The following is a 23,084-nucleotide window of genomic DNA, read 5'->3' on the forward strand; positions in this document are numbered from 1 at the left end:
TGTATTTTTTTATATGTTATAAGAAATGGTTTTACAGGGAGCATTTTAAAAAGAGTTATTTTTTAACTTGTGCACGTAAAACATTGGATAAAGACCTCAAATCATAAATTCACATGCCGTTCAACTTACATACGCCCTTTCCTCCCGCCGGTGATCAGCCGGAAGCCATCCGCCAGCTGACGGAAGGCGTGCTGGAAGGAGAGAAATACCAGACCCTGCTGGGTGTTACCGGCAGCGGTAAGACCTATACCATGGCCAATGTGATACAGAACGTGCAGCGGCCAACACTCATCATTACGCATAATAAGACCCTGGTGGCCCAGTTGTACGGCGAGTTCCGCCAGTTCTTTCCGGATAACGCGGTGGAATATTTTGTATCTTATTATGATTACTACCAGCCGGAAGCCTATATGCCGGTGAGCGACACCTATATCGAAAAGGATCTGGCGATCAACGAAGAGCTGGATAAACTGCGCCTGCGGGCCACGACCAGTCTGCTGAGCGGCCGGAGGGACATCATCGTGGTGGCTTCGGTGAGCTGTATCTATGGTATGGGAAACCCTACCGACTATGAAAACGGGATCATCCGGATCGATAAGGGACAGACGATCTCCCGCCAGGGGTTCCTGCATGCCCTGGTGAACTCGCTCTACTCCCGCACCACGCTGGAGTTTACAAGAGGAAGCTTCCGCGTAAAGGGCGATACGGTGGACATCAACCTGCCTTACCTTGACTTTGGCTACCGCGTGACTTTTTTTGGTGATCAGATCGAGCAGATCGAAAGCATTGATGTGGTGACCGGGAAACGGATCAGCAAAATGGACAATGCCGCCATCTTCCCGGCGAACCTGTATGTTGCACCCAAGGATATGATCAACCAGGTGCTGTTTGAGATACAGGATGAGATGAATGCCCAGGTGGAATATTTTAAAGCGCAGAATAAAGTGATCGAAGCGCAGCGTTTGAAAGAACGGGTGGAATACGATGTGGAAATGATCCGGGAGCTGGGGTATTGTAATGGTGTGGAGAACTATTCGCGGTTCTTCGACCGGCGTAACCCCGGTACACGCCCGTTCTGCCTGCTGGATTATTTTCCGAAGGATTATATTACCATTATTGACGAAAGCCACCAGACCATGCCACAGATCAGCGGTATGTATGGTGGCGACCGCAGCCGGAAACTGATCCTGGTAGACTATGGATTCCGGCTGCCTTCCGCAATGGACAACCGCCCCCTGAATTTTCATGAATTTGAGAACCTGCAGAACCAGATGATCTTTGTTTCGGCTACCCCGGATAAATATGAACTGGAAAAAACAGGAGGGGTCATCGTGGAACAGGTGGTACGCCCGACGGGATTGCTGGATCCTCCCATCGAAGTGCGGCCCAGTGTCAATCAGATCGACGACCTGCTGGATGAGATTGATAAAACAGTGAAAAAAGGCGACCGCGTTTTAGTGACCACCCTGACCAAGCGCATGGCGGAGGAAATGGACAAATACCTGCACCGCATCAATATCAAATCCAAATACATTCACAGCGAGGTGGATACGCTGGACCGGGTGGAGATCCTGCGCCAGCTGCGCCTGGGTGAAATTGATGTACTGGTAGGGGTGAACCTGCTGCGGGAAGGCCTGGACCTTCCGGAGGTAAGCCTGGTGGCCATACTGGACGCCGATAAGGAGGGGTTCCTGCGCAATGAAAAATCGCTGACACAGACGGCGGGCCGTGCTGCACGTAATGTCGACGGAAAAGTGATCTTTTATGCGGATGTAATGACCGGCAGCATGCAGCGGACGATCGATGAGACCCTCCGCAGGAGGGAGAAACAGATCGCCTATAATATAGAACACGACATTACTCCGCGCACGGTGAAAAAATCCAAGGAACAGGTGTTCAAACAGACATCGGTGCTCGACATCAAAGGCTTTGATGAAAAAGATAAATACGCCATTGGCTTTGATGAGGAGCTGGTAACGGTAGCCGCAGAAGATGCAGCTGAGTACAAGACCATTCCCCAGGTGGAGAAGGCCATTACCCGGACCAAAAAAGAAATGGAAAAGGCGGCAAAAGACCTCGACTTTATGGAAGCCGCGCGTTTGCGGGATGAAATGTTCCGTTTAAAAAAGGAGCTGGAGGAGATGAAGTGATAAAGGGGCCTGATCTGCTTCACTAAAGCGTTAAAAACAATACATCATGCTGAACAGTACTTTCCTGCTGCGTTTTGCGGTCTCCGTTATTTTACTGGTGCACAGCGTACCCGGCATGTTCGACGGCGGGGTCAATGGGTTTGGACTTTATCTGAACGAAAGTGGTTTTGCACCCCTGGGCGTGCCGCTTGCCTGGGTCATCAAATTATCGCATATCGGAGCCGCTGTTTGTCTTCTTATGAATAAATGGGTGACGATAGCCTGTAGTATTACCATTCTTATCCTGGTCATGGGTATTATCATGGTGCATTACAAAGAAGGATGGTTTGTTGTAGGCGGCGGCAGGAACGGCATGGAGTTTAATTTTCTGCTGATCTTCGTATTGCTGGCGATCCTGTTTCCCGGGGGGATCGGCGCTTTCAGAAAACAAAAATCCTGAATACCAGATAAAGAATTCACTGTTAAATCCGGAGCGGTATTATAAGATGCTGCTCCCTGTTGGCCGGGTTCCTGCCTCATACATTTTATTAGTTGGTAAAAAGTATTTCTTCTTTTATGCAGATCATCTTATCCGGAGTAACGGTTGACATAGAATTACATGCTGTGCACATTCACAATGATGAGGCATTGTGGCAACTACTGCGCCGGGATCCGGAACGGCATACGGAACTGCTGGCAGAAGAAATATTACGGGCGTATGAAGCACAATACCACCGCAAACTGGAGATCGCTCCTGACTCTTTTGTTGTAGAGATCTGGGGGCATATATATATAGAGCAGTTTGCAGGCTATATTGCCCGGCTGACGGATCTGAAACTGGTCCGGAAGCTCCTGTATCCTGTTCAGAAATATTGCGCGGTGATCGATTGCGGAGAGAAAGAGCATGATACCAACCGCTGGTTCTGGGACCTGTTAGCACCATTCAAAGCCACGATCGGCGGATGGTTGCCGGATGGCGAAAAAAAGGAATAAGATCAGCCGGATGGTTGATGGTCTGAACTGCCGCAAGATGCTTCGCCCCGGCAATCAAAAAAAAGGGGCACCAGATAACTGATACCCCTGTCTTTTCACTTCTTACTCCTTCCCTTACTCAATCACTTTGATCTCCGTCCGGCGGTTGAGCTGATGCTGCTCTTCACTGCAGGGAGTATCATTGCCGCAATCGTTCAGCAGGTGTGTTTCACCATAGCCCCGGGCTTTTAACCGGTCTGCTGAAATGCCTTTGCCGACAAGGTACCGCACCGCCGATTCTGCACGTTTACGGGAAAGGGTCATGTTGAAGGCATCACCACCACGGCTGTCCGTATGCGATGACAGTTCTATTTTAATCGTGGGATTTTCCTGTAATGCCTGCACCAGGTTATCCAGTACCATTGCGGCATCCGGGCGGATATCCGACTTGTTGTAGTCATAATAAATATCTTTCAGGACGATCGAGGCATCTTTTTTCAATTCCATTACTTCCAGTGCCAGGTTCACGTAGATCACCTCACTCCGGTTCAATCCCTTGGTGGTCACCTTTTCCCGGTTGGAGAAATAACCTTTGTTCTGGGCGATCACATTATAGTCGGTATTCTGGTCCAGCTGGTAGTTGAACCGGCCGATGGAGTCGGAGGTCTGCTGTTCGGCGCTTCCTTTGCTGACATTGGTAAGCGAGGTCTGGATAAAAGGCAGCGGCGTCATATCCGCCTTATTGATGGTTTTCCCTGCGAGGGTGAACCGGATATCATTGTGGATCAGTTCCCGGTAGATAGTGACGGCCGGTGCCGAAAATTCGGCAATGGCTACACTCGCATCGGTTGTTTTGATCCCGTTCTTGATCCCCGTGATCTGATAGTTACCCGCAGGCAGCGCTTTTTGCAGGGGAATGCTGCCGTCCTCCATCGTCATGGTCTCGATAATGGATTCATCGCCCTCTTTTTCAATTTTAATATTTACCCCATCCAGTGGTTTGCCTGTTGGTTTGTCGATCACTTTTACCGCAAGGTTCTTCTCCGCCGGCGCCACCACCACCGGGGCTTCCGGAATTTCGGGTACCGGTGCCGGCCGCTTTTTGCCAAACCATATTTTCAATCCGAGACTGGCACTTAAGAATCCAAGATTCTTTTTTTCCGTATAGGGGTTGGTAAATGCATATTTATCACTATAGGGCTGATCCCGCTGTACCGTGGGATCGTCTTTTAACGGGATGGTTCTGATCACCCCGCTGGCGGTGCCATCCGATGCGCTCTGGCCCTTCATTTCAGGCGAAGGGATGTACCAGTAATCAACACCCAGCGATAGCGAGGCTTTTGGTGAAAAGAAGAACTCCAGGCTGGCTCCGCCCCGGGCAAGGAACTGCATCTTGTTCTTTTCTTTGATATCCACAGGACTGGCGGCCCCGCTGGCTTTATAGGCATCAAAAAAGGCGCTGCTCATGCCGTATTTTTCATAATTGCCTTCCACATTAACCGTGGCTGTACCTGTTGTAGGGCTCCCGGCCGCAGCAGCAGCCCTTGCTGCAGGGGCTGTGGATACCAGCGTGTTATTGATACTGTAGGTATAACTGTCGGGTGAGGCCCCGTTCCCTTTAAGGTAATAATAACCAAAGCGGCTCATTGCAACCCCGCCCTGCGCATAAACGGAGCCTTGCAGCTTTTGCCGGCCAAACCAGAGCCGCGGTCCGGTGAGTGCGTAGTAGCCTTTAAAATCTTTAACAGCGGTTACCTGCTGTGTGTTTTCCGGAAAATTGAAATACTGGCCGCGGGCCTGACCCGAATCCAATGCATTCTGAAACTGACCGGAGCTGCCCATGCTTCTCAGTACATCCTCTGCGGCTGCGGAGTAGCTGCGGATCTGTGGATGGTCCCTTTTAATGTTGAGCATACCCACCGCCAGCTCCCATCCGAAGGCATTTTTTCTCCAGCCACCATTCACTTCGGCAAACAGACCGCTTCCCAGGTGGTAGAGCGGATTGTCGTAAAGGGATTTGTTTTTTAAAAGGTATCCCCCGCGGATGCCCGCATAAAAACCCGTTTGATACAAAGGATAACCCGGGTCATCGGTGCTGGCCGTGCTGGTGATCGTATCGTTCTGGGCAAATACGGATGGAACAGCAGTTAAAAAGCAGATGAGGAAAAGCAGTAATGTTCTCTTTTTCATGGTAGTTTAAATACGTTGATGATAGATTGAGGTCAGATTTGCGGTAAATATAGCCGAAATGCCGCATGTATAAAAACCTGTTTCAAAAGCACCGTAGCCGGAACCCCCTATTTCGGCGATTGACCGGCCCCGGGGAAACGGATAATTTTACAGGGTCAGATAAAAATTGTAAAGGATGAAGGCAAAACCAGCAATACTGCTCCTGTTATTATTGATCTGTAATAACAGCCGTGCACAATGTAAGTACTATTTTTTTCAGAATAATAAAACCATTACCCTGGGCATCTTTGGCAAAAACGGCAGCCAGGATGGGAAAGTAGTGTACAAAACAACAGGTGTTTCGCAAAAAGACGGAGCGACGGTTGCCACCATCAGCGCTGCATTCTATGATAAAAAGAACAAACCCGGAGGCAATGCCGTTTCAGAAGCGGAGTGCCGGGAAGGAATGCTGCTGGTGGATATGAAAATGATGCTGTCGCCCCAGCAGAGCAGCCAGATGCGGGAAACCAGGGCAAAAGGAAAGGGATTTTTTCTGGAGTACCCTTCCGGGCTTTCGGAGGGGCAGGAACTGCCGGACGGAAATTTTGAGATCGATATGGAACTTTCCGGCGGGGTACCCGTATCCATGAAAGTGGACATCATAAACCGTAAAGTACTGGCACGGGAAAAAGTAACCACACCTGCCGGCACATGGGAGGCCTATAAGATCAGCTACACCTCTAATATGGTGATGAACATGGGATTTTCGGTCCCCATAAAAATGCAGATGACCGAATGGTTTGTCCCCGAATTCGGATTTGTAAAATCAGCGTCCAGGTTTGGAAGGACGGAGCTGCTTTCTATCGAATAAACAGCAGGATACCTGCGACTGCCGGCAGGAGTTCTTTCCGGCGAAAGCCGGAGGAAATAACGTCAAATAGCCGATCTGAAACCCGAAATCCCTACCTTAGCGGTATGGAGAAAAAGTTGTTTTTGTTAGATGCCTATGCGCTTGTCTTTCGTGCGTATTATGCGCTGATCCGCAGTCCCAGAATTACCAGTAAGAACAAAAATACCAATGCCCAGTTCGGGTTTACCAATACGATTGTAGAGCTGATCACCAAACAGCAACCCACCCATATGGCCGTTTGTTTTGATACGCATGAGCTGACCGAACGGCACACCGATTTTGCAGATTACAAGGCCAACCGGCAGGAAACACCGGAGGATATCCTGATCGCTGTTCCGGATATCAAGCGCATCATCAAAGGGTTTAATGTTCCTGTCATTGAGGCTCCGGGATATGAGGCAGATGATATCATCGGCACACTGAGTAAAAAAGCGGCTGAAGCCGGTTATGATGTGTACATGGTCACCTCCGACAAGGACTATGGCCAGCTGGTTTCGGATAAAATAAAAATATACAAACCCGGCTACCAGGGCGGCGATGTGGAGATCATGGGGCCGGAACAGGTTTGTGCCAAATGGAATATAAAGAATGTATCTCAGGTGATTGATGTACTGGGACTGATGGGGGATGCCGTGGATAATATCCCCGGGATCGTCGGTGTGGGCGAAAAGACAGCAGCAAAACTGCTCGCAGAATATGAAACCCTGGAGAACGTGGTTGCCAATGCCGAAAATATAAAAGGAGCACTGGGTAAAAAAGTACAGGAAGGAAAAGAGATGGCCATTCTTTCAAAAAAACTGGCGACCATCATTACCAATGTACCTGTTGAATTTCATGAAGAGGACTTCCAGTTAAAGGACTGGAATAAGGAAGAGCTGAAAGAGGTCTTTGGAGAACTGGAGTTCCGGACCCTCGCCAAACGGTTGCTGGGTGAAGAAACTGCGGGAGCGTCGGTGTCTTCGGCAGCCTCCAAAACCCCGGCGGCGAAGGGGGTGCAGATCGATCTGTTTGGTAATGTCATCGGCGGGGCCGAGGCGGAACCACTTATTGCCGAACCGGAAGAAGAAGGAGGTAGTTCTTTTACAACGCTCAAAACGATAAAAGATCTCCATCCCGATTATAAGGCTGTTACCGGTGAAAAGGGAATAAAGGAACTGGTGGAACTCCTCCGGCCCGTGACCGAAGTGTGCTTTGATTCTGAGACCACGAATATCGATGCCAATCTTGCAGAACTGGTGGGGCTGAGCTTTTCCGTCAAAGCCGGCGAGGGGTATTATATTCCCTGCCCTTCAGACCAGGAGGCGACAAAAAAGATACTGGCATTGCTGGCGCCGTTGTTTGAGGATGAAACAAAAATATGGATCGGACAGAACCTGAAATATGACCTGCTGGTATTAAAATGGTACGGCGTGGAACCCAAAGGGACCATCTTTGATACCATGCTGGCACACTATGTAATAGAGCCGGATGGCAAACGCAGTATGGATCAGCTCAGCGCAAAATACCTGGGATATGAGCCCATCCATATCGAAGAGCTGATCGGCAAAAAGGGAAAGACCCAGGGAACGATGCGTGATGTGGAAATAGAAAAGATAAAGGACTATGCCGCGGAGGATGCAGATATTACCCTGCAGTTAAAAGAAGTATTTCAGCCCATGCTGGAGAAGCGCCAGGTTCAGAAAGTTTTTGATGAAGTGGAGAACCCGCTGGTACGGGTGCTCACCGATATGGAATTTGAAGGCGTGCGTATTGACGAAGAATTCCTGAAGAACTATTCAAAAGAGCTGGAGAAGGATGCCGCAGCAGCAGAGAAAAAAGTATTTGAGATCGCAGGCGTTAAATTCAACCTGGCCTCTCCAAAACAACTGGGAGAAATACTGTTTGAACGGCTGAAGCTGGACAGCAGCGCCCGGAAAACAAAGACCGGTCAGTACCAGACGGGAGAAGACGTGTTGTTAAAGCTGGCCGCCAAAGGGCATGCGATCGCTGATGAGATCATTGCCTTCCGGGAGCTGACAAAACTCCGCTCCACCTATGTGGACGCGCTGCCCCAGCTGATCAATCTGAAAACCGGAAGGGTACATACCACTTACGGACAGGCAGTAGCGGTTACCGGCCGGCTGGCGAGCAATAATCCCAACCTTCAGAATATCCCTGTAAGAACGGAGCGTGGAAAAGAGATCCGCAAGGCCTTTATCCCCCGGGACGATAACCATATCTTATTGTCTGCGGATTATTCCCAGATCGAGCTGCGCATTGTTGCGGCCATGAGCGGCGATCCCAATATGGTGAATGCCTTCAAACAGGGCACCGACATTCACACGGCAACAGCTTCCAAAGTGTTTAATGTGGAGATGGATGCCGTGACCCGGGAAATGCGTTATAAATCAAAAAGCGTCAACTTCGGGATCATCTATGGGCAGGGCGCATTCGGACTGGCCGATAACCTGGGGATCTCCCGCACGGAGGCCAAAGGCATCATCGACAGCTATAAAAAGGAATTTTCCGGCATCCAGCGGTATATGGATGACATGATCAATTTTGCCCGGGAACACGGGTATGTGCAAACCCTGATGGGACGCAAGCGCTGGCTGAAGGATATCAACTCCGGAAATTTTACGGTCCGCGGTTTTGCAGAGCGCAACGCGATCAATTCACCCATCCAGGGTACCGCGGCGGATATGATCAAACTGGCTATGCAGAAAGTACACAATGCTATGAAAAAGACGGGCATGAAAAGCCGGATGATCCTTCAGGTACACGATGAATTGATCTTCGATGCACGAAAAGAGGAAGTGAACGAGCTCAAGCCATTGATCATAGAGAACATGCAGGCGGCATTACCGCTGCCTTTTGAAGTGCCGGTGATCGCGGAATGCGGTGAAGGCAGCAACTGGCTGGAAGCACATTGAGATAGCTACATGGAATACAGATATAGAAAACCAAAATTCGAGACTGGGATACTTTTTCTTAGTATAGTCTGAAGTTGAAAAGCGCATCAAAGAATATGAAAATGTCATATCTAAAAAAAAAATATTTAAAAGATAGATGTTTTTACTCTTAATATATTATATTAGCATTCTTGTTTATACTTAATCTAATAAAAAACATTTTATGAAAAAACTTTTGCTTATCGGCATGCTCATCTTAGTATGCGTTACAGTTTTCCTTTCAGGGTGTCAGAAAAAAGAAGCGCCTATTGAGATTATCGCTTATGATAATCAAAACGTGCTTAAATATTTATCTGTTACATTGAATGTTCCAGTTGGGTCAATTAAGATTGATCAACGTGCTCAAGAATTCTATGTTCCTAATACTGTTTTTAGAAGTAAAATTGCAATTATTGAGAAGGAATATTCGCTTGCCAATGCGTACAAAATAGTTTATGAAAAACAATAAATTAAATAACTATGAAAAAGATACTTGTTTTAATAATTATATTTTCACTGATGAACTCGTTAGTGTCTTTAGCTACACCAACATCAACTAGTTTTCTTATCTCCCCTTCTAACAATAATACAATTAATGTTTCGAATTCTAATTCTACAAATATTAGAGTGGTAGTTGGATTTTCAACGCCATTGAGAACAAATGGAACAATAGAATACGCTTCTGTGTCAGCACAAGTTGTCTATTTTGCTAATGGAATTGAAGAGACGTTAGGCACAGTGTTTACGTTTAGTGATGCAGATTTTCAAAGATGGGGCGGAAGATTGACAAATAGCTATGATGTAACAATACCTGCAGGAAAAGCAGGAGGTCAAATTAAATTAAAATATTTCTACAAATGTGATCATACTGGAGGAATACAGTCTCAGGCAACATACTCTCCAATTATCTATACAACTACTTTAGGTGTCTTACCCCCACCAGCTACTTTTACGGAAGGAGCCTTCATAAAAAATGATGCAACAGGCGAGGTTTTTGTTGGTCTAGGAGGTACTTATAGAAGAATTGTGTCCTTAGCTAATGCGACAAATCTGACAGATTATGTATTATTTAAAAAATCCACTGCAGATGTCGCCATGTATCATACAAATTCGAATTCCACCTTTTCTCCGATTGGTGCTGATATTGGAGTAAAGAGAATTGCTCGTAATGATTGGGGAATGATCTCCTTAGGAGAGGGCGCTGCACTTGTGAGAGATACAGACGGAAAGGTATATTTATTTGAAAAAGAGTATAATTCAAGTTCCATTCGCTGGATTGTTGATATGAATGCTTTTAACTTCTACAAGTTCGACGAAACAAAGATCAACGGTGTGGATAATCAGTTTCTTTTTCCCGGCGGAGGATCACTTCCATATGAAAACCAAGGGCCAAATATTACCGCGCCTTAACAATAAAAAGAGGCTTCCTGTCAGATAAAAAACAGCGAACAACGGAGGGCTGGATAAGGTCGGAGGTTCATATCCAGCCTTTTTTTACGGCTACCAGTACCAGCCCGACACGGTTGCGTACTTCCAGCTTTTCCATAATGCTGGTAGCATAACTTTCCACCGTACGGGCGCTCAGGAAAACGGAGGCGGCTATTTCTTTATAGGTGGCGTCCGAGCACAGCCAGGGGATCAGCTCCCGTTCTTTGGCGCTGAGGGCCTGCTGGGTCACTTCTTTTTTAATGTAATCACTGGCCAGTGCCTTACTCACTTTGGCATCATAAAAAATACCTTCTTTTACAATGGTATTCAGGGCATGGGCCAGGTCTTTCTGCTGAATGCTTTTTAACAGGTATCCCTTTGCGCCGGAGCGGATCATCTTTATGATCTTTTCATCATCATCCTGCATGCTCAGCGCCAGCACGATCACGTTGGGATGGTGCTCCGTAAGCCATTGGGCAACCGCATAACCATTCATTACCGGCATCTGCACATCGAGGATCACCACATCGGGAATGTTTTTGGGATGAGTGAACCGTTCCATCAGATCCGTTCCGCTGCTGCAGACATATAACACATCAAAGTTGGGGATGGAGCTGATCATGGTGGAGAGCGCCTGCGCAATAAGAATATGATCATCCACAATGACGATGCTATGCCTCATAATCCGGTATTTTATTTAAAGGTAATGAAATGTACAGCTGTGTTCCGTTGTTGTTCTCCCAGCGGCCGGTGGCGCCAATGCTCTGGATCCTGCGTTCGATCGATTTTAGCCCGCTGCCGCTGCTGATGCGGTATTCGGAAACCTTCGACCAGTCGATCCCCCTTCCGTTATCTGCACAGGTGATCTGCAATATACCATCCGTTACCATGGCATAGACCTCGATGCGGCCGGCGCCGCTGTGTTTTAAACTGTTCTGGATGAATTCCTGGCAGATCCGTACAATGGACAGATTCAGGTGTTCCGTAAGAAAATCATATGACCGGTCCGTACAGGAAAAGATCGCGTGGCAGAGCCCGCTCTCATTGATCCGCTGCATCTCCTTTTCCAGATAGTGCACAAAACTGAAGTTGGCAAAATCCTGTGTGGTCAGCATCTTGCTGATACTCCGCAGCTCGTTCAGCGACTCCTGTATGAGCGTATTCTGGGAAGAGATCTGGTGTTTGATGGCCTCCATATCGTCGGACTGCAACGTATTCTCCATTTGAAGATAGGTGAGGGTGAGCTTTTGGCCTACTGTATCGTGCAGCTCGCCGCCGATGTGCTGCATCAGTTTTTGCTGTACCTCGTGCCGGGTTTCCAGCAATTCCTGTTTATGCAGGATGGCATTGGCTTCCCGCTCTTTCTTATAAAGGATATTACGCCGCCGGATGCTGATGATGATAAAGTATACCGCCATTACCAGCAGCAGCACGGTGAGGATGACCGACAGGAAGAATACATTTATTTCTTTTTCGCCCATAGGATGCCAAAGATTATAATGCCGTATAAAAAATAGTTGAACGCAAAGAACAGGTAATAATAAGGATAGAACAGGCGCGGGTAGGTTTCAAACAAATAAAGCTTGGTGATATTATAAGGAAGCGTGCCCAGGTAAAAAAGCAGCAACCCTATTGAAATATACATAAACGGGTCTCTTGTTACTTCCTCTATTTTCTCGCTGTTCATCAGCTCAAACAAATAATGCAGACTGCAGGCTGAAATAAAAATCGCTTCCAGTGTGTAATTAAAGGTATTAAACTGCGTAACGCCACCTGCAAAAAATTGCAGAACGGCTATAAAAAGTACAATGCCGATAAAGCCCTTTATCAATACCCGCCAGTAAGCCAGCCCCGTTTTTTTATAAAAAAACAAAAGCAGAAAGGTACACTGCACCGGGAGCATACAATTGTACCACATATTGGTAACGTGTACCAGGTCGGTATCCGGTAAATAAAGCCGTGCAAAATACACCACTGTTTCTGTAATCACCACAGCCGCCAGAAAAGCCACTACAAAGCCCCCGCCCCGTTTTTTAAAAAAGAACAGTCCGGTCAGAAAGCTGATCCATTCCAGGAAAATCAGGATGTAAAAGGAGATCATAAGGCCCGCCTGTTAATTGCCCTCCACACTGGGCGGCGGACATGCGCCTCCCTGGTTCAATCCTACCTCTACAGCAAGGGGCGGAGGCAGAAAGCCCATGGTGGTCATGGTTCTACCGTTTTGGGCAGGCGCAAACAATGTATGGGTGCGTTTGCCTTTGTCGGGGATCTCGCCGGAGGGCAGAAAATCATGATACTCGGCTGTTCCGCGGTCCTTATAGGCCGGTACAAGAATGAGGGTGTGGCGGCCTGTATGACCGGCATAGTCGGCATTCTGCGGCTGCAGACCGGGATAGGCGGCGTCATACATCTTGATCCCGAGCTCCGAGCTGCTGACCTTTGATCCGTCCGGTTTTACCAGTTTGCCACTCTTGATCAGCTCATCCATTGTGTAAACAAGCTTTTTGATGCTGTCCAGTGAAAAAGTGGTCAGCCGCGAATCCCAGAATGTTTTTTTTGTGCTGTCCGGATTATTGCCCAGGTAACGGTTAAGCCCTTCCGTAATGTACCTGTATTGAAAGGCCCGGAATGTTCCCGTCATTTCCAGTGCTTTGTCGAGACGCACATAATTAAGTTTGATGTCTTTGGGGTTTACGCTTCCTTCCGAAACAAAGAACCGGGTTTCATTGGAGCCGGCTTCCCGCAGCCTGCGGTTCTCCAGGAATAAATAAATGATACCGGCGATCAGGATCAGAAAAAGCAGTACAGAGGGGAATCGTTTCATAAAAATCTGTTTTAGTTGTTATCATTTGAACATGGCAGTATAAATCTAAAATCAAATGCGCATGAATAAAAAATTAGTTTGAACCAAGTGCAGTGAAAACCCCGTTATACTCTTATTATCAACGAAATAAATGTCTTTTTTATAAAAGGGTCTAAAAATGCCCATCCGTAAAACTACGGTAATCCGCACAGGGAAAATCCCCCTAAAATAGGGTATTTATCCCATTGATAAAAGGAGCTGCAACAATGCATCTTTGTAAGGAGAACGAAAGGAATTGCAGGAATATACAAAAGAGCAGGAACAGCAATTTAAAAGAATACAATACAGCATAAACAATAACAGTCTATTCATCATTCGCTGAAACGCTGCAAGAGAGTAACCTCCTGGCTTATTGGAAATTCAATCACCCGCTAAACTGTCAAAACTCCAACGGGTCATTCCGCCTTAGCGGGATGGCCTTTTTTCATACAGGTTCAGCAGATAAAATACTTGGCGGTACCTGTTTTAAACGCTAAATTGCAGGGGAGGGTATTTTTTGAGATGCTTAACATTTCATTGTTTACTTTTATTTTTTGTTTTATTTACCAGATTTGTACCACTCATGGCAAAAACAGCACAACCCCAGGGCGCATTTTCATTTCTGGATGAAGTAGAAAAGTTAGACCCCTTACCCAAACCCAAAAGGAATACATTGCGGCCTCCGGCAACGATTGAGCTGGAAACCGAAGCGGAAGAAGCGACTCCGGCAGATGCTGTTGCGGAAGATGTGGAGGAGCCGGTGTCAACAGAAGAGCCGGTTGTTGCCAACGGGAGCGAAACTGTATTGCAGCAGGAGCCTGAAAACAACGAAGTACCGGAGACGGATGAGGAGGAAGAAAAAACCGCCGGTCCGGTAGCAGAGCGCCGTCCGCCGGGAACCCGGGGCAGAAGGTCCGTGCGGGAAAACAGCATTGCCGCAGATGCCGTGGAAATGCCCGATGAGGAAGTATTGTTTAAAAAACATTATTATAGTATGGGGGAGGTGACGGCCATGTTCAAAGAGAGCCACTCACTGATCCGCTACTGGGAGTCGGAATTTGATATCCTCAAGCCAAAAAAGAATGGCAAAGGCGACCGCTTTTTCCGTCCGCAGGATGTAAAGAACCTTTTCCTGATCTATGACCTGCTGCGCCGCAGGAAATTTACCATCGAAGGAGCCAAGGAATACCTGAAAAACAATAAAAAAGCCGATGAGAAGTTTGCCGCGGTCCAGTCGCTGCAACGGCTTAAGGGATTTCTGCTGGAGCTGAAAGCAGGGATATAAAAACAGTAACAGGGTTCGTTTTACGAACCTTTTTTTATTGAGCGCAACCGGAACCGTGTTATTTTTGTTTATAGTGCTGCATCGCTGAAGGGATGAAGCGCGTCCCTGTAATGTGAAATTGAAACACATGAAAAAAATTATGTTATCGGGCTTTATCGCCTTTTCTTCCCTGACCGGGTTTGCACAACAGTATGAGGTAGCTACAGATGACCATAACGGCAAACAACATAAAATGCTGCTGGGACATATTACGGACAGCCTGTTGAGAGCGGATACCGCCTTTAGCTGGTTCGCGGAAGGAGAAAAAGTGTATAATCCATCTCCGGAAGCAGTGAAAACCGTAAAAAAGAACAGGGATAAGATCTGGTTCAAGGTATTTATGGGTACCTGGTGCCCCGACTCACATTACGTCATTCCGCGTTTTTACAAACTGCTGGAAGCGGCCGGTGTGGATAAAAACAAGGCATCCCTGCTGGCGGTGGACCGTAGTAAGGTGGATAAAGCAAAAATTACCGAAGGGCTGAAGGTGACCAATGTACCGACCATTATCGTTTACCAGTTTGATACCGAACTGGGCCGTGTGGTGGAATACGGAACAACCGGCAGGTTTGATACGGAGCTGGCCGATATTATAAAAAAGGCAAAATAACTCTAAACTGCCGGACCCGCCGGTTCATCCCGGATGATCTTGATATCACTCACACTTTGTGCGGTGGTAATGTTCAGTTCTTCCAGCAATCCCAGGATCTTAAGGGTATTCTGTTCCCGGATCCTGTTGTATTCGCTGATGTTTGCGCCGGTAAAATATTCACAGTTGATAAGTATTGCATTAGCGGTAATACCGGTTACAAAGGCGGAAGAAGCAATAACACCGCCTCCGGTAAGGATTTCACGGATACCGCCCAGCAATTTTTCAACCGCTGCCGGAGTGGTGGAGGAAGAAAGTTCCAGCTTTAATTCTGCCCGCCGCTGAACCCGGCTCGACTGGTTATCGAGGATGCTGTCTACCATCTGTTTGTTGGGCACCGTAATATAGGATTTGGCATCAGAGCGGATGCGCGTACTTCTTAAACCGATCTTTTCCACCACACCCGAAACGGAGTTCAGTTTTACCGCATCGCCGGTGGCAAAGGGCTTATCGAAAAAGATAATAAAGGAAGCAATAAGATTTTCCAGACTTTCCTTTAAGGCCAGTGCAACCGCGGCACCAACAATACTCAGGCCGGTCAGCAGGCCTTTTATATCGTAATTAAACGTATACTTCAGTATAAACAATAAGCCGATCAGTCCAACCAGGACCTTAATAAGATCTTTAAAAAAGAAAACCAGCTGATGGCTTCCCGCCCCCGTTTGCCCTTTCATGTAAACACCCTGCACCATAAGCATGATGAAATCGATCATTTTTATAACAAACTGAAAAAATGTAAAAATGATTAGGAAGGTACCGGTCATACGCAGCAATTCCCGGAAGGTGACCTTATAAAGACTGAATTCCAGTTCAGCCGGAAGTGTGAGCTTGTCGAGCGCCGTTACGGTAATGAGTACGGCAAAGAACAGACCCAGGGGTTTGACTGCCAGTGAACGGAACGCAATAAAATCAATATTCTTCCACCGGAGTTTCAGGATCTTGAAAATAGCCAGCGCCAGGTAATGCGCAATGTATTTCTTAAACAGAATAACAATAAGGATGGTAACACCTACAGCAATATAGGCCCTGACTGAATTATCAAAGTAAACCTGGTTCAGAAATTCATTCATACGATCAAAATTACTGATAAAAACCCTGAAACAACAAGGTGTGGCCAATGGAACAGGAGCGGATGCTGCTTTTTAGGATATCGTTCAGAGGCGGAAAGAGTACAGGGAGAGCTCGTCGTTATTCAATACATAAAGGGTTTGTTCGCCCAGGATGTATTGCCGGGCATTTTTGAGGGCATCGGGGATGGGCCATTCTTCAAACTTCAGTGTATTCAGGGTGTAGCGGTAGAAACGGTTATTGTCGTTCCCGAAGATATATTTGTCGGTAATGCGAAGGTCCTGCCAGTTGGTGATGGCAAGCTTTCCCTTATAGGTACCGTAGTAGTCAAAAATATAAATGCCGCGGGCCGAGTCATAGATATAAATGAGTTTATTTCGGTCGATGATCTGCTGTGGCGCCGGAGCGTCATTAAATAACTGCCGGAAGTCCGGCGTTTTAAACAGCACACTGCCCTTGTCATCGATCTTTTTTAACACGTTCTCCATATTGTCGTACAGCCATATCTTTCCGTCGTAAGAGAGTCCTACGGCTTCCGCGTTAAAGATATGCTGCGCGCGCAGATCGATGGTGTTGACCGCATTCAGTAGCCGGTCCAGCATCACCAGTGTGGCAAAATTTCGATAGTACAACAGTACCCGCAACGGGTTGGAAACATCCAGCAGAGAAGCTTCACCCAGTTTTTTTACGTTGTTGTATACGGCAACCGAGTCGCCCTTTTCGTTCAGCTTTTTCAGCTGGTTGGAAGCCGTCAGCAGGTAAATATTCTCCAGGTTATCAGCCGCAACAGCAACATAATTGCCGGGAATGGTCTTTATCTTTTCTGTGGTCAATTGCCCGTTTACCGCATTCAGGGAAATGCAGCAAACCATCAGTATGAATAGCCGGCGTATCATCCTCGGATTATTTTTTCTTCTTTACCAGGTATATAGGAGCGCAGCTGAACATCCCGGCCGTCAAACACCGCATAGGTAAAAAATGTGATCCAGTCGCCCAGGTTAATATAACGGCTGCTGCTGGTAAGACGAAAGTCGATGGGCAAATGGCGGTGTCCGAAAATAAAAAAATCGTACTGTTTTTTCTGCAGCTGTTCCTTACAGTAAGTAATCAGCCATTCACGGTCCGCACCCAGGAATACTTCTTCTGAAGTGCCGGTCTTGGCCCGGCTTTTACGGCTCATATAATTGGCTACGCCAATACCGATCACGGGAGGAAGTACGCCGAATAGCCACTGGCAGACGGGGTTCCGGAATACCTTTTTGAGGCGTTTATAACCATGATCGCCCGGCCCCAGACCATCGCCATGGCCTATAAGGAATTGTTTGCCATTCCAGGCGAATTCTTTCGGCTCAAAATAAACGGGCATGTTCAGCTCCTGCTGAAAATAGTCCTTCATCCACATATCGTGGTTGCCCACAAAAAAATGCAGCCGGATGCCACTGTCTGCCAGCTCGGCCAGCTTTCCCAAAATGCGCACATAACCCCGGGGCACTACATGCCGGTACTCGTACCAGAAATCGAACATATCGCCCACGATGAAAATGGTATCCGCGCTGCCCTTTATTTCGTCCAGGAACCGGACCAGCATTTTTTCCCGCTCCAGGCTGCTTTCATAGGACGGAACGCCCAGGTGGAAATCCGAAAGAAAATAAATATTTTTACCTGCCTGCAAGTTGATGTACCAATTTGAGCAAAGGTAGCCCTTAAATACGAAAATAACGGTTGTGTTCGGGGCGTTCCTTTAAAGCGATCCTGTACTCCGCAGGTTAAAATAGCTTACTGATCGGCAAGGCAGGTGGCATTGCGGAGCATCATCTGCGGCTATTTTTACATACATGAAATGACGGCTGTTACTAACATTAAATCCAGTGAGGATCGTTACCATGCTATTAAAAAAGATCGCGCTGTGTTGTCTTCTGCTTGTTGCCGGAAGGCAGGCATGCACACAGCAACGGGCGGGTACCAGGCCCAATATCATTTATATCCTGACAGATGATCTGGGGATCGGGGATGTAAAATATTACAATGCAAAGGGAAGGATCAACACCCCCCATATTGACAGGATCGGCCAGGAGGGAATGGTCTTCAACGATGTGCATTCATCCTCGGCAGTCTGTACTCCTTCCCGGTACAGTATTGTTACAGGGCGGTATGCCTGGCGCAGCCGCCTGGCAAAGGGCGTACTGCATGGTTTTGATAAACCGCTGATCGACTCCTCACGGCTAACGGTTGCCCGCCTGCTACAACAAAATGGTTATACGACCGCCTGTATCGGTAAATGGCATCTGGGACTGGGCTGGGATATTATAAAGGACGGAAAGACGCCGCAGGTGAACTACAGCAAACCAATTACCGGTGGTCCGAATGCGCTGGGGTTTGACTATTTCTACGGCATCGCCGCTTCACTGGATATGCCGCCCTATGTTTTTATTGAGAATGATCATACCATCAGTATTCCGGACACGATAAAAAAATGGGGAAGGGAAGGGCCTGCTGCTGCTGACTTTGAGGCGGTGAACTGTTTGCCGGAGCTTACAAAAAAAGCAGTAACCTATATCCGGGAGAAGGCACAGGGACAAAAGCCGTTCTTTCTTTACTTCACTATGCCCTCCCCGCATACACCGGTTGTTCCGTCGGATCAGTTCAAAGGAAAAAGCGGGGTGACGGAATATGGGGATTATGTGATGGAAACGGACTGGGCAGTGGGCGAATTGTTAAAAGCAGTGGATGATGGAAAGATCTCAGACAATACGATGATCGTTTTCACCAGTGATAACGGGTTTGCTCCTTATGTATTAAAAACATGGAATGTGGAAGCAGAAGGACATTATCCCAGTATGAATTACAGGGGCTATAAAGCGGATATATGGGAAGGGGGACACCGGATCCCGTTTCTGGTGAAATGGCCGGGAAGCGTCAAAGCAGGAAGTAGTTGTAACAATACGGTTTGTCTGAGCGATTTTATGGCAACGGTGGCCGGCATCCTTGGTAAACCCTTGCCGGATAATGCCGCTGAAGACAGCTATAATATCCTGCCGTATTTAACCGGCCGTTCTGCCGGGGAAATCAGGGAAGCCACCGTTCATCATTCGATTGACGGCAATTTCGCCATCCGCCAGGGAAAATGGAAGCTGGAGCTTTGTCCGGGCTCCGGTGGCTGGACCGCACCGCGGAATGCGGAAGCGTTTAAACAGGGATTACCTGTTACACAGCTTTATGACCTGTCGCAGGATATCCGCGAGCAACACAATGTACAGGCAGCTTATCCGGAAGTGGAGAAAAAATTAATGAAACTGTTACAGCGATATATCGATAATGGAAGAAGCACACCCGGCACACCCCAGAAAAATGACACGCCGGTGGATCTCTGGAAAAAGGTTTATACGGCCAGGTAAATAAAATAACAGGAATCGCTAACCTGCTCGTTATCGCCGGGAATTGAGGTAATCCAGCACATTGCCCGATTCAACAACAGGTTTATCTTTTATCTCGTGGCTGAACCAGTATACCCAGGCCTCCACCTGCTCGTCATTGCGTCGGATGCTGCACAACTCCCGTTTATAATCGGCCGTTTCTCCCGCTTCAGGGTTGAGGCCTTCATACCCGTCCAGCTGGGCAAGGGCATAAGACAACTCGTGTTTGCTGCGGATCCGGTACAGTTCCCCGGTGATCGTCCTGCCCGAATTGTCCGGGATGGCTGCGGGGTAATCGCCCAGATCGTAAAGGGTGCCGGATGCGGTGGCCGGTCCGACCAATTCAAAATAGCGTGCCATGTATTCGTATGCGGGACTTTTGAACCCGCTTAACAGGGAGCCGTAAACAAAAAGATAATTGCTTTGCATATCGAGGTGTTATTCGCTGGTATCGTCTATTAAAAAAACAAAAACTTCCTTCGGTCCGTGTACTCCTACCACAAGCGTCTTCTCTATATCCGCGGTACGGCTGGGTCCGGTGGCAAAGGTGATAAGCGACGGAAGCGTGTCGCCATAACGCTCTTTGATGCCTTCCAGGGCGTCCTTTACATCAAAAACTAGCTGACTGGTATAGGCGATGCAAACATGGACAGGGGCATACACGCTTGTTTTACGTCCGCTTAGTTGTGCAGCGCTCATTACAATACTGCCTGTACGGGCCACAAGGTATTCGCAGCCGGTTATGGCCACATCACAGTTAGCAAGATCGGCGGGGTTGCTGCTGATTTCGAGCTGCTGCCCGATCAGCACGGCCAGTTCCGGTTCCTGGCAATAGATCTTTTGCCATCCTGTATGGGAAAGCAGGGTACTGAACTGGCTTACCAGTTCTTTATTGCTCAGGCAAAAGGCAAACCGCCCCTGAAGCGCGGTAAAGCGCTCGGCAAATTCCACTTCCAGCTCCTGGTGCAGGGGAACATATACCATTGATTGTCCTTCACTTTTGGGAAAAGGGATCGGTGTGGGCTGGCTCAGCGCCTCCCGGATCTTTTTTAGTACGGTATCTTTGGCCGATCGGATCACTGTGCGAATTTAATAATTTAGCCAACGTAGCGGATGGATTCCTGTTACAATATTTTAAAAAGCTGATCCAGCACGATTTCTGGGTAAGATGTGATACCTTGTAATAACAAATGAAACAGCATGAAGCACTATTTTTCTGTTTTCTGGATAATTGTATTTTTGGGAGCCTGCGGTTCCAATGAGACGGGAACAGCAAAAGCACCTCCCGTAAAGGATACTGCCGCAGTTGCCGCCGGTCCGGCCCCGGTTGTGGAAGACACCACGGTACTGGTGGCGGTCATCCGGGCTGAATTTGAGCGCATCAATAAAATGCCGCTTACATCAAAGCAGTTCAACTGGCAAAGTTCCGAAAAATGTCAGCCTCCCTACCAGGAAGGTACAGCTACTTATTATTACGATAAGGGTACCCTTGTGAAAATTCACAACCAGGGTGCAGAAGATCATGGTGAGTGGAAAGAGGATTATTATTTCAGGAAGGGGCAGCTGATTTTTATTTACCTTGACAATGCCTACGGGGGTGCGGCAAATCCTACAGCGTATAAATATCAAAATCGGTATTATTTTAACAATAATCATCTGATCAAAAAGCTGGAATCCACCAACCCGGAATACCACCTGGAGCAGGACAGGATCGCCGATATGATCAGGATCGCCGGCCGGTTATATGGTGCAGCAGACAGTAACACCATCAGCAAAATCCTTACCTGCGAATAAGGAGTTGCTGACTGATCTGCAGGGTTGTCTTTAAAAAATCGCCTGTTCTTATGGAAAAGTACATTCCCGGTATCTTATCTGCAAAACACTTGAATGAGATACATAACGTTTACTGCTGCCGCAGCATTGCTTTTTGCTGCCTGCAACACTACTCCGCAACAGGATAAGATACGGGTGACGGGCGAAGGAAAGGTACGCGTAATGCCGGACCAGGTTATCCTTACTATCAGTGTGCTGTTTACCCAACCCAGGATGGCCGATGCTGTTAAAATGACCCAGGAAACAGTGGACTCTGTATCCGCGATCCTGGAACAATTCGGGAAAAAGGAACAGGATATTAAAACCAGCAGCATATCCGCAAATAAAAGTTATGACTATAACAGCGGAACGCCCCGCTTTACGGGTTACCAGGCAGAGCAGACCATTGATTTTGTATTGAATGATATCAACAGGTTTACTGCGCTTACCGGAAGATTGCTGGAGACAAGGATCAACAGTATCGCCCGGATACAATTCAGTCATTCCAGGGCAGACAGTATATTCCGGGAGGCGGATCTGCTGGCCTACGACGATGCACTGAAATCGGCCCGGAAATTATGTGCCAGGGCGGAAGTGAAGCTGGGAAAGCTGCTTTATGTATCCAATAATGAAGCGATTGCCGGCTATAATGATAATGGCTATTCCAGCGAAGAACGAATCAATACCTATGCCAAGGCCTATGGTGGCAGGGGCTTTAAGATCTCCCCCGAGGTGATCGAGTTCCGGCGGAACATCACATCCGAATTTGCCATTAAAAACTGACCCTGCTGTACAGCAATACCCTTTTCGTATTGCTGCATTTTACAGGCCGAGCCTATGGCTCTCTACGTTTCATGGATGGGGGCTGGTCAACAAACTGAAGTTTGTTGTTGAAAGACCAAACGAGGCGCTGCCTCTTACGCCCTATTACGGTGTTAGCTTAAAATCCGTTTTTAGGAGTAGGCCCGCCTTGTCGCTATAAAAGCAAAGGCCGTAGGCCGGGCCTAGGGTTCTCTATGTTTTATAGATGGTGCTGATCAGCAACTGAAGTTTGTTGTTGAAAGATCAAACGAGGCGCTGCCTCTTACGCCTTATTACGGGGTTAGTTTAAAATCCGTTTTTAGGAGTAGGCCTGCCTTGTCGCTATAAACGCAAAAGCCATAGGCCTGGCTCATTTTTTACAACTCCGGAATTTATTCCGGAAGCCGGAACGTACTACAGAGTACGGGAGTGCCGTAGGCACGACCCATAAGGGCGTTCAGATGTCCCATGAACCCTCTTTGCCATCGATGCACAGGCCTACACACCATCTGCCCCGGCGCTCGTGCGTGCTACAGTCCTGGGATTTTTATTGCTGCATTTTACAGGCCGAGCCTACAGCTCTCTACGTTTCATGGATGGCGCTGATCAGCAACCGAAGTTTGTTGTTGAAAGATCA

At 47.6% G+C, this 23,084-nt stretch carries 22 protein-coding genes; 12 read left to right on the forward strand and 10 right to left on the reverse strand.

What is annotated here, in order from left to right:
* Window positions 1–113: 113 nt before the first annotated feature.
* The 3 genes from uvrB (at window position 114) to K7B07_RS12175 (ending at window position 3,122) form a co-directional block, all read left to right on the forward strand.
* Window positions 114–2,150, forward strand: coding sequence for an excinuclease ABC subunit UvrB (gene uvrB, locus K7B07_RS12165; RefSeq protein WP_262903504.1), 2,037 nt, complete (start codon window positions 114–116; stop codon window positions 2,148–2,150).
* Between the two features lie 46 nt (window positions 2,151–2,196).
* Window positions 2,197–2,589 (forward strand): DoxX family protein, encoded by a 393-nt coding sequence (locus K7B07_RS12170; RefSeq protein ID WP_223709967.1) that lies wholly within the window; start codon window positions 2,197–2,199, stop codon window positions 2,587–2,589.
* Window positions 2,590–2,705: 116 nt separating this feature from the next.
* Window positions 2,706–3,122, forward strand: coding sequence for a hypothetical protein (locus tag K7B07_RS12175; protein WP_223709968.1), 417 nt, complete (start codon window positions 2,706–2,708; stop codon window positions 3,120–3,122).
* 114 nt (window positions 3,123–3,236) lie between these two features.
* On the opposite strand, the gene K7B07_RS12180 is transcribed toward K7B07_RS12175, so the two are convergent.
* Window positions 3,237–5,291: an OmpA family protein gene (locus tag K7B07_RS12180; protein WP_223709970.1), complete on the reverse strand. Its 2,055-nt coding sequence runs from the start codon at window positions 5,289–5,291 to the stop codon at window positions 3,237–3,239.
* Window positions 5,292–5,466: 175 nt separating this feature from the next.
* Here K7B07_RS12180 and K7B07_RS12185 point away from each other — a divergent pair, with 175 nt between their 5' ends.
* The 4 genes from K7B07_RS12185 (at window position 5,467) to K7B07_RS12200 (ending at window position 10,520) form a co-directional block, all read left to right on the forward strand.
* Window positions 5,467–6,141, forward strand: a complete 675-nt coding sequence (locus K7B07_RS12185; protein ID WP_223709972.1) for a TapB family protein — start codon at window positions 5,467–5,469, stop codon at window positions 6,139–6,141.
* A 104-nt stretch (window positions 6,142–6,245) separates the two neighbouring features.
* Complete coding sequence (gene polA, locus K7B07_RS12190) at window positions 6,246–9,092, forward strand: DNA polymerase I (protein WP_223709973.1); 2,847 nt, start codon at window positions 6,246–6,248, stop codon at window positions 9,090–9,092.
* A 202-nt stretch (window positions 9,093–9,294) separates the two neighbouring features.
* Window positions 9,295–9,579, forward strand: coding sequence for a hypothetical protein (locus tag K7B07_RS12195; RefSeq protein ID WP_223709975.1), 285 nt, complete (start codon window positions 9,295–9,297; stop codon window positions 9,577–9,579).
* Window positions 9,580–9,590: 11 nt separating this feature from the next.
* Window positions 9,591–10,520, forward strand: coding sequence for a hypothetical protein (locus K7B07_RS12200; protein WP_223709977.1), 930 nt, complete (start codon window positions 9,591–9,593; stop codon window positions 10,518–10,520).
* 67 nt (window positions 10,521–10,587) lie between these two features.
* On the opposite strand, the gene K7B07_RS12205 is transcribed toward K7B07_RS12200, so the two are convergent.
* From K7B07_RS12205 to K7B07_RS12220, 4 genes are read right to left on the reverse strand one after another with little or no spacing between them, the layout of a single operon-like run.
* Window positions 10,588–11,220 (reverse strand): response regulator, encoded by a 633-nt coding sequence (locus K7B07_RS12205; RefSeq protein ID WP_223709979.1) that lies wholly within the window; start codon window positions 11,218–11,220, stop codon window positions 10,588–10,590.
* Window positions 11,210–12,019, reverse strand: coding sequence for a sensor histidine kinase (locus K7B07_RS12210; protein WP_223709980.1), 810 nt, complete (start codon window positions 12,017–12,019; stop codon window positions 11,210–11,212). Before K7B07_RS12210 ends, K7B07_RS12205 begins: the two co-directional genes overlap by 11 nt.
* Window positions 12,001–12,639: a hypothetical protein gene (locus K7B07_RS12215; protein WP_223709982.1), complete on the reverse strand. Its 639-nt coding sequence runs from the start codon at window positions 12,637–12,639 to the stop codon at window positions 12,001–12,003. Before K7B07_RS12215 ends, K7B07_RS12210 begins: the two co-directional genes overlap by 19 nt.
* 12 nt (window positions 12,640–12,651) lie before the next feature.
* On the reverse strand, window positions 12,652–13,362 hold the full coding sequence (locus tag K7B07_RS12220; protein WP_223709983.1) for a hypothetical protein: 711 nt from the start codon (window positions 13,360–13,362) through the stop codon (window positions 12,652–12,654).
* A gap of 601 nt (window positions 13,363–13,963) precedes the next feature.
* On the opposite strand from K7B07_RS12220, the gene K7B07_RS12225 reads away from it, so the two are divergent.
* A complete protein-coding gene (locus K7B07_RS12225; protein ID WP_223709985.1) occupies window positions 13,964–14,665 on the forward strand; it encodes a MerR family transcriptional regulator in 702 nt (233 codons plus the stop codon).
* A gap of 127 nt (window positions 14,666–14,792) precedes the next feature.
* Window positions 14,793–15,314, forward strand: a complete 522-nt coding sequence (locus K7B07_RS12230; protein ID WP_223709987.1) for a thioredoxin family protein — start codon at window positions 14,793–14,795, stop codon at window positions 15,312–15,314.
* Between the two features lie 2 nt (window positions 15,315–15,316).
* On the opposite strand, the gene K7B07_RS12235 is transcribed toward K7B07_RS12230, so the two are convergent.
* The 3 genes from K7B07_RS12235 to K7B07_RS12245 all read right to left on the reverse strand — a co-directional run bounded on the left by K7B07_RS12235 (window position 15,317) and on the right by K7B07_RS12245 (window position 18,093).
* Entirely contained in the window at window positions 15,317–16,423 is a 1,107-nt protein-coding gene (locus K7B07_RS12235) for a mechanosensitive ion channel family protein (protein ID WP_223709989.1), read from the reverse strand.
* A gap of 84 nt (window positions 16,424–16,507) precedes the next feature.
* Window positions 16,508–17,317, reverse strand: a complete 810-nt coding sequence (locus K7B07_RS12240; RefSeq protein ID WP_223709991.1) for a hypothetical protein — start codon at window positions 17,315–17,317, stop codon at window positions 16,508–16,510.
* Window positions 17,314–18,093 carry a UDP-2,3-diacylglucosamine diphosphatase gene (locus K7B07_RS12245; RefSeq protein ID WP_223709993.1) on the reverse strand — a complete coding sequence of 260 codons (780 nt, stop codon included), beginning with the start codon at window positions 18,091–18,093 and terminating at the stop codon, window positions 17,314–17,316. Before K7B07_RS12245 ends, K7B07_RS12240 begins: the two co-directional genes overlap by 4 nt.
* Before the next feature lie 196 nt (window positions 18,094–18,289).
* Between K7B07_RS12245 and K7B07_RS12250 the strand changes: the two genes are divergently transcribed.
* Window positions 18,290–19,816: a sulfatase family protein gene (locus K7B07_RS12250; protein WP_223709994.1), complete on the forward strand. Its 1,527-nt coding sequence runs from the start codon at window positions 18,290–18,292 to the stop codon at window positions 19,814–19,816.
* 30 nt (window positions 19,817–19,846) lie between these two features.
* Here the strand turns inward: K7B07_RS12250 and K7B07_RS12255 are convergent, their stop codons facing one another.
* The gene (locus K7B07_RS12255) at window positions 19,847–20,263 is read right to left on the reverse strand and encodes a gamma-glutamylcyclotransferase family protein (RefSeq protein ID WP_223709996.1); all 417 of its coding nucleotides are present in this window, start codon (window positions 20,261–20,263) and stop codon (window positions 19,847–19,849) included.
* Between the two features lie 9 nt (window positions 20,264–20,272).
* The gene (locus K7B07_RS12260; RefSeq protein ID WP_223709998.1) at window positions 20,273–20,914 is read right to left on the reverse strand and encodes a LutC/YkgG family protein; all 642 of its coding nucleotides are present in this window, start codon (window positions 20,912–20,914) and stop codon (window positions 20,273–20,275) included.
* Window positions 20,915–21,034: 120 nt separating this feature from the next.
* On the opposite strand from K7B07_RS12260, the gene K7B07_RS12265 reads away from it, so the two are divergent.
* Window positions 21,035–21,628: a hypothetical protein gene (locus K7B07_RS12265; protein ID WP_223710000.1), complete on the forward strand. Its 594-nt coding sequence runs from the start codon at window positions 21,035–21,037 to the stop codon at window positions 21,626–21,628.
* Between the two features lie 93 nt (window positions 21,629–21,721).
* Complete coding sequence (locus tag K7B07_RS12270; RefSeq protein ID WP_223710002.1) at window positions 21,722–22,429, forward strand: SIMPL domain-containing protein; 708 nt, start codon at window positions 21,722–21,724, stop codon at window positions 22,427–22,429.
* The last annotated feature ends 655 nt before the right edge of the window (window positions 22,430–23,084 follow it).

This window comes from Niabella beijingensis, from assembly GCF_020034665.1.
GTDB classification, from domain to species: domain Bacteria; phylum Bacteroidota; class Bacteroidia; order Chitinophagales; family Chitinophagaceae; genus Niabella; species Niabella beijingensis.

Excerpts from the sequence above, each read along its gene's own strand:
- uvrB (WP_262903504.1), top strand. The coding sequence starts at position 114 with ATGCCGTTCAACTTACATACGCCCTTTCCTCCCGCCGGTGATCAGCCG.
- K7B07_RS12170 (WP_223709967.1), top strand. The coding sequence starts at position 2,197 with ATGCTGAACAGTACTTTCCTGCTGCGTTTTGCGGTCTCCGTTATTTTA.
- K7B07_RS12175 (WP_223709968.1), top strand. The coding sequence starts at position 2,706 with ATGCAGATCATCTTATCCGGAGTAACGGTTGACATAGAATTACATGCT.
- K7B07_RS12180 (WP_223709970.1), bottom strand. The coding sequence starts at position 5,291 with ATGAAAAAGAGAACATTACTGCTTTTCCTCATCTGCTTTTTAACTGCT.
- K7B07_RS12185 (WP_223709972.1), top strand. The coding sequence starts at position 5,467 with ATGAAGGCAAAACCAGCAATACTGCTCCTGTTATTATTGATCTGTAAT.
- polA (WP_223709973.1), top strand. The coding sequence starts at position 6,246 with ATGGAGAAAAAGTTGTTTTTGTTAGATGCCTATGCGCTTGTCTTTCGT.
- K7B07_RS12195 (WP_223709975.1), top strand. The coding sequence starts at position 9,295 with ATGAAAAAACTTTTGCTTATCGGCATGCTCATCTTAGTATGCGTTACA.
- K7B07_RS12200 (WP_223709977.1), top strand. The coding sequence starts at position 9,591 with ATGAAAAAGATACTTGTTTTAATAATTATATTTTCACTGATGAACTCG.
- K7B07_RS12205 (WP_223709979.1), bottom strand. The coding sequence starts at position 11,220 with ATGAGGCATAGCATCGTCATTGTGGATGATCATATTCTTATTGCGCAG.
- K7B07_RS12210 (WP_223709980.1), bottom strand. The coding sequence starts at position 12,019 with ATGGGCGAAAAAGAAATAAATGTATTCTTCCTGTCGGTCATCCTCACC.
- K7B07_RS12215 (WP_223709982.1), bottom strand. The coding sequence starts at position 12,639 with ATGATCTCCTTTTACATCCTGATTTTCCTGGAATGGATCAGCTTTCTG.
- K7B07_RS12220 (WP_223709983.1), bottom strand. The coding sequence starts at position 13,362 with ATGAAACGATTCCCCTCTGTACTGCTTTTTCTGATCCTGATCGCCGGT.
- K7B07_RS12225 (WP_223709985.1), top strand. The coding sequence starts at position 13,964 with ATGGCAAAAACAGCACAACCCCAGGGCGCATTTTCATTTCTGGATGAA.
- K7B07_RS12230 (WP_223709987.1), top strand. The coding sequence starts at position 14,793 with ATGAAAAAAATTATGTTATCGGGCTTTATCGCCTTTTCTTCCCTGACC.
- K7B07_RS12235 (WP_223709989.1), bottom strand. The coding sequence starts at position 16,423 with ATGAATGAATTTCTGAACCAGGTTTACTTTGATAATTCAGTCAGGGCC.
- K7B07_RS12240 (WP_223709991.1), bottom strand. The coding sequence starts at position 17,317 with ATGATACGCCGGCTATTCATACTGATGGTTTGCTGCATTTCCCTGAAT.
- K7B07_RS12255 (WP_223709996.1), bottom strand. The coding sequence starts at position 20,263 with ATGCAAAGCAATTATCTTTTTGTTTACGGCTCCCTGTTAAGCGGGTTC.
- K7B07_RS12265 (WP_223710000.1), top strand. The coding sequence starts at position 21,035 with ATGAAGCACTATTTTTCTGTTTTCTGGATAATTGTATTTTTGGGAGCC.
- K7B07_RS12270 (WP_223710002.1), top strand. The coding sequence starts at position 21,722 with ATGAGATACATAACGTTTACTGCTGCCGCAGCATTGCTTTTTGCTGCC.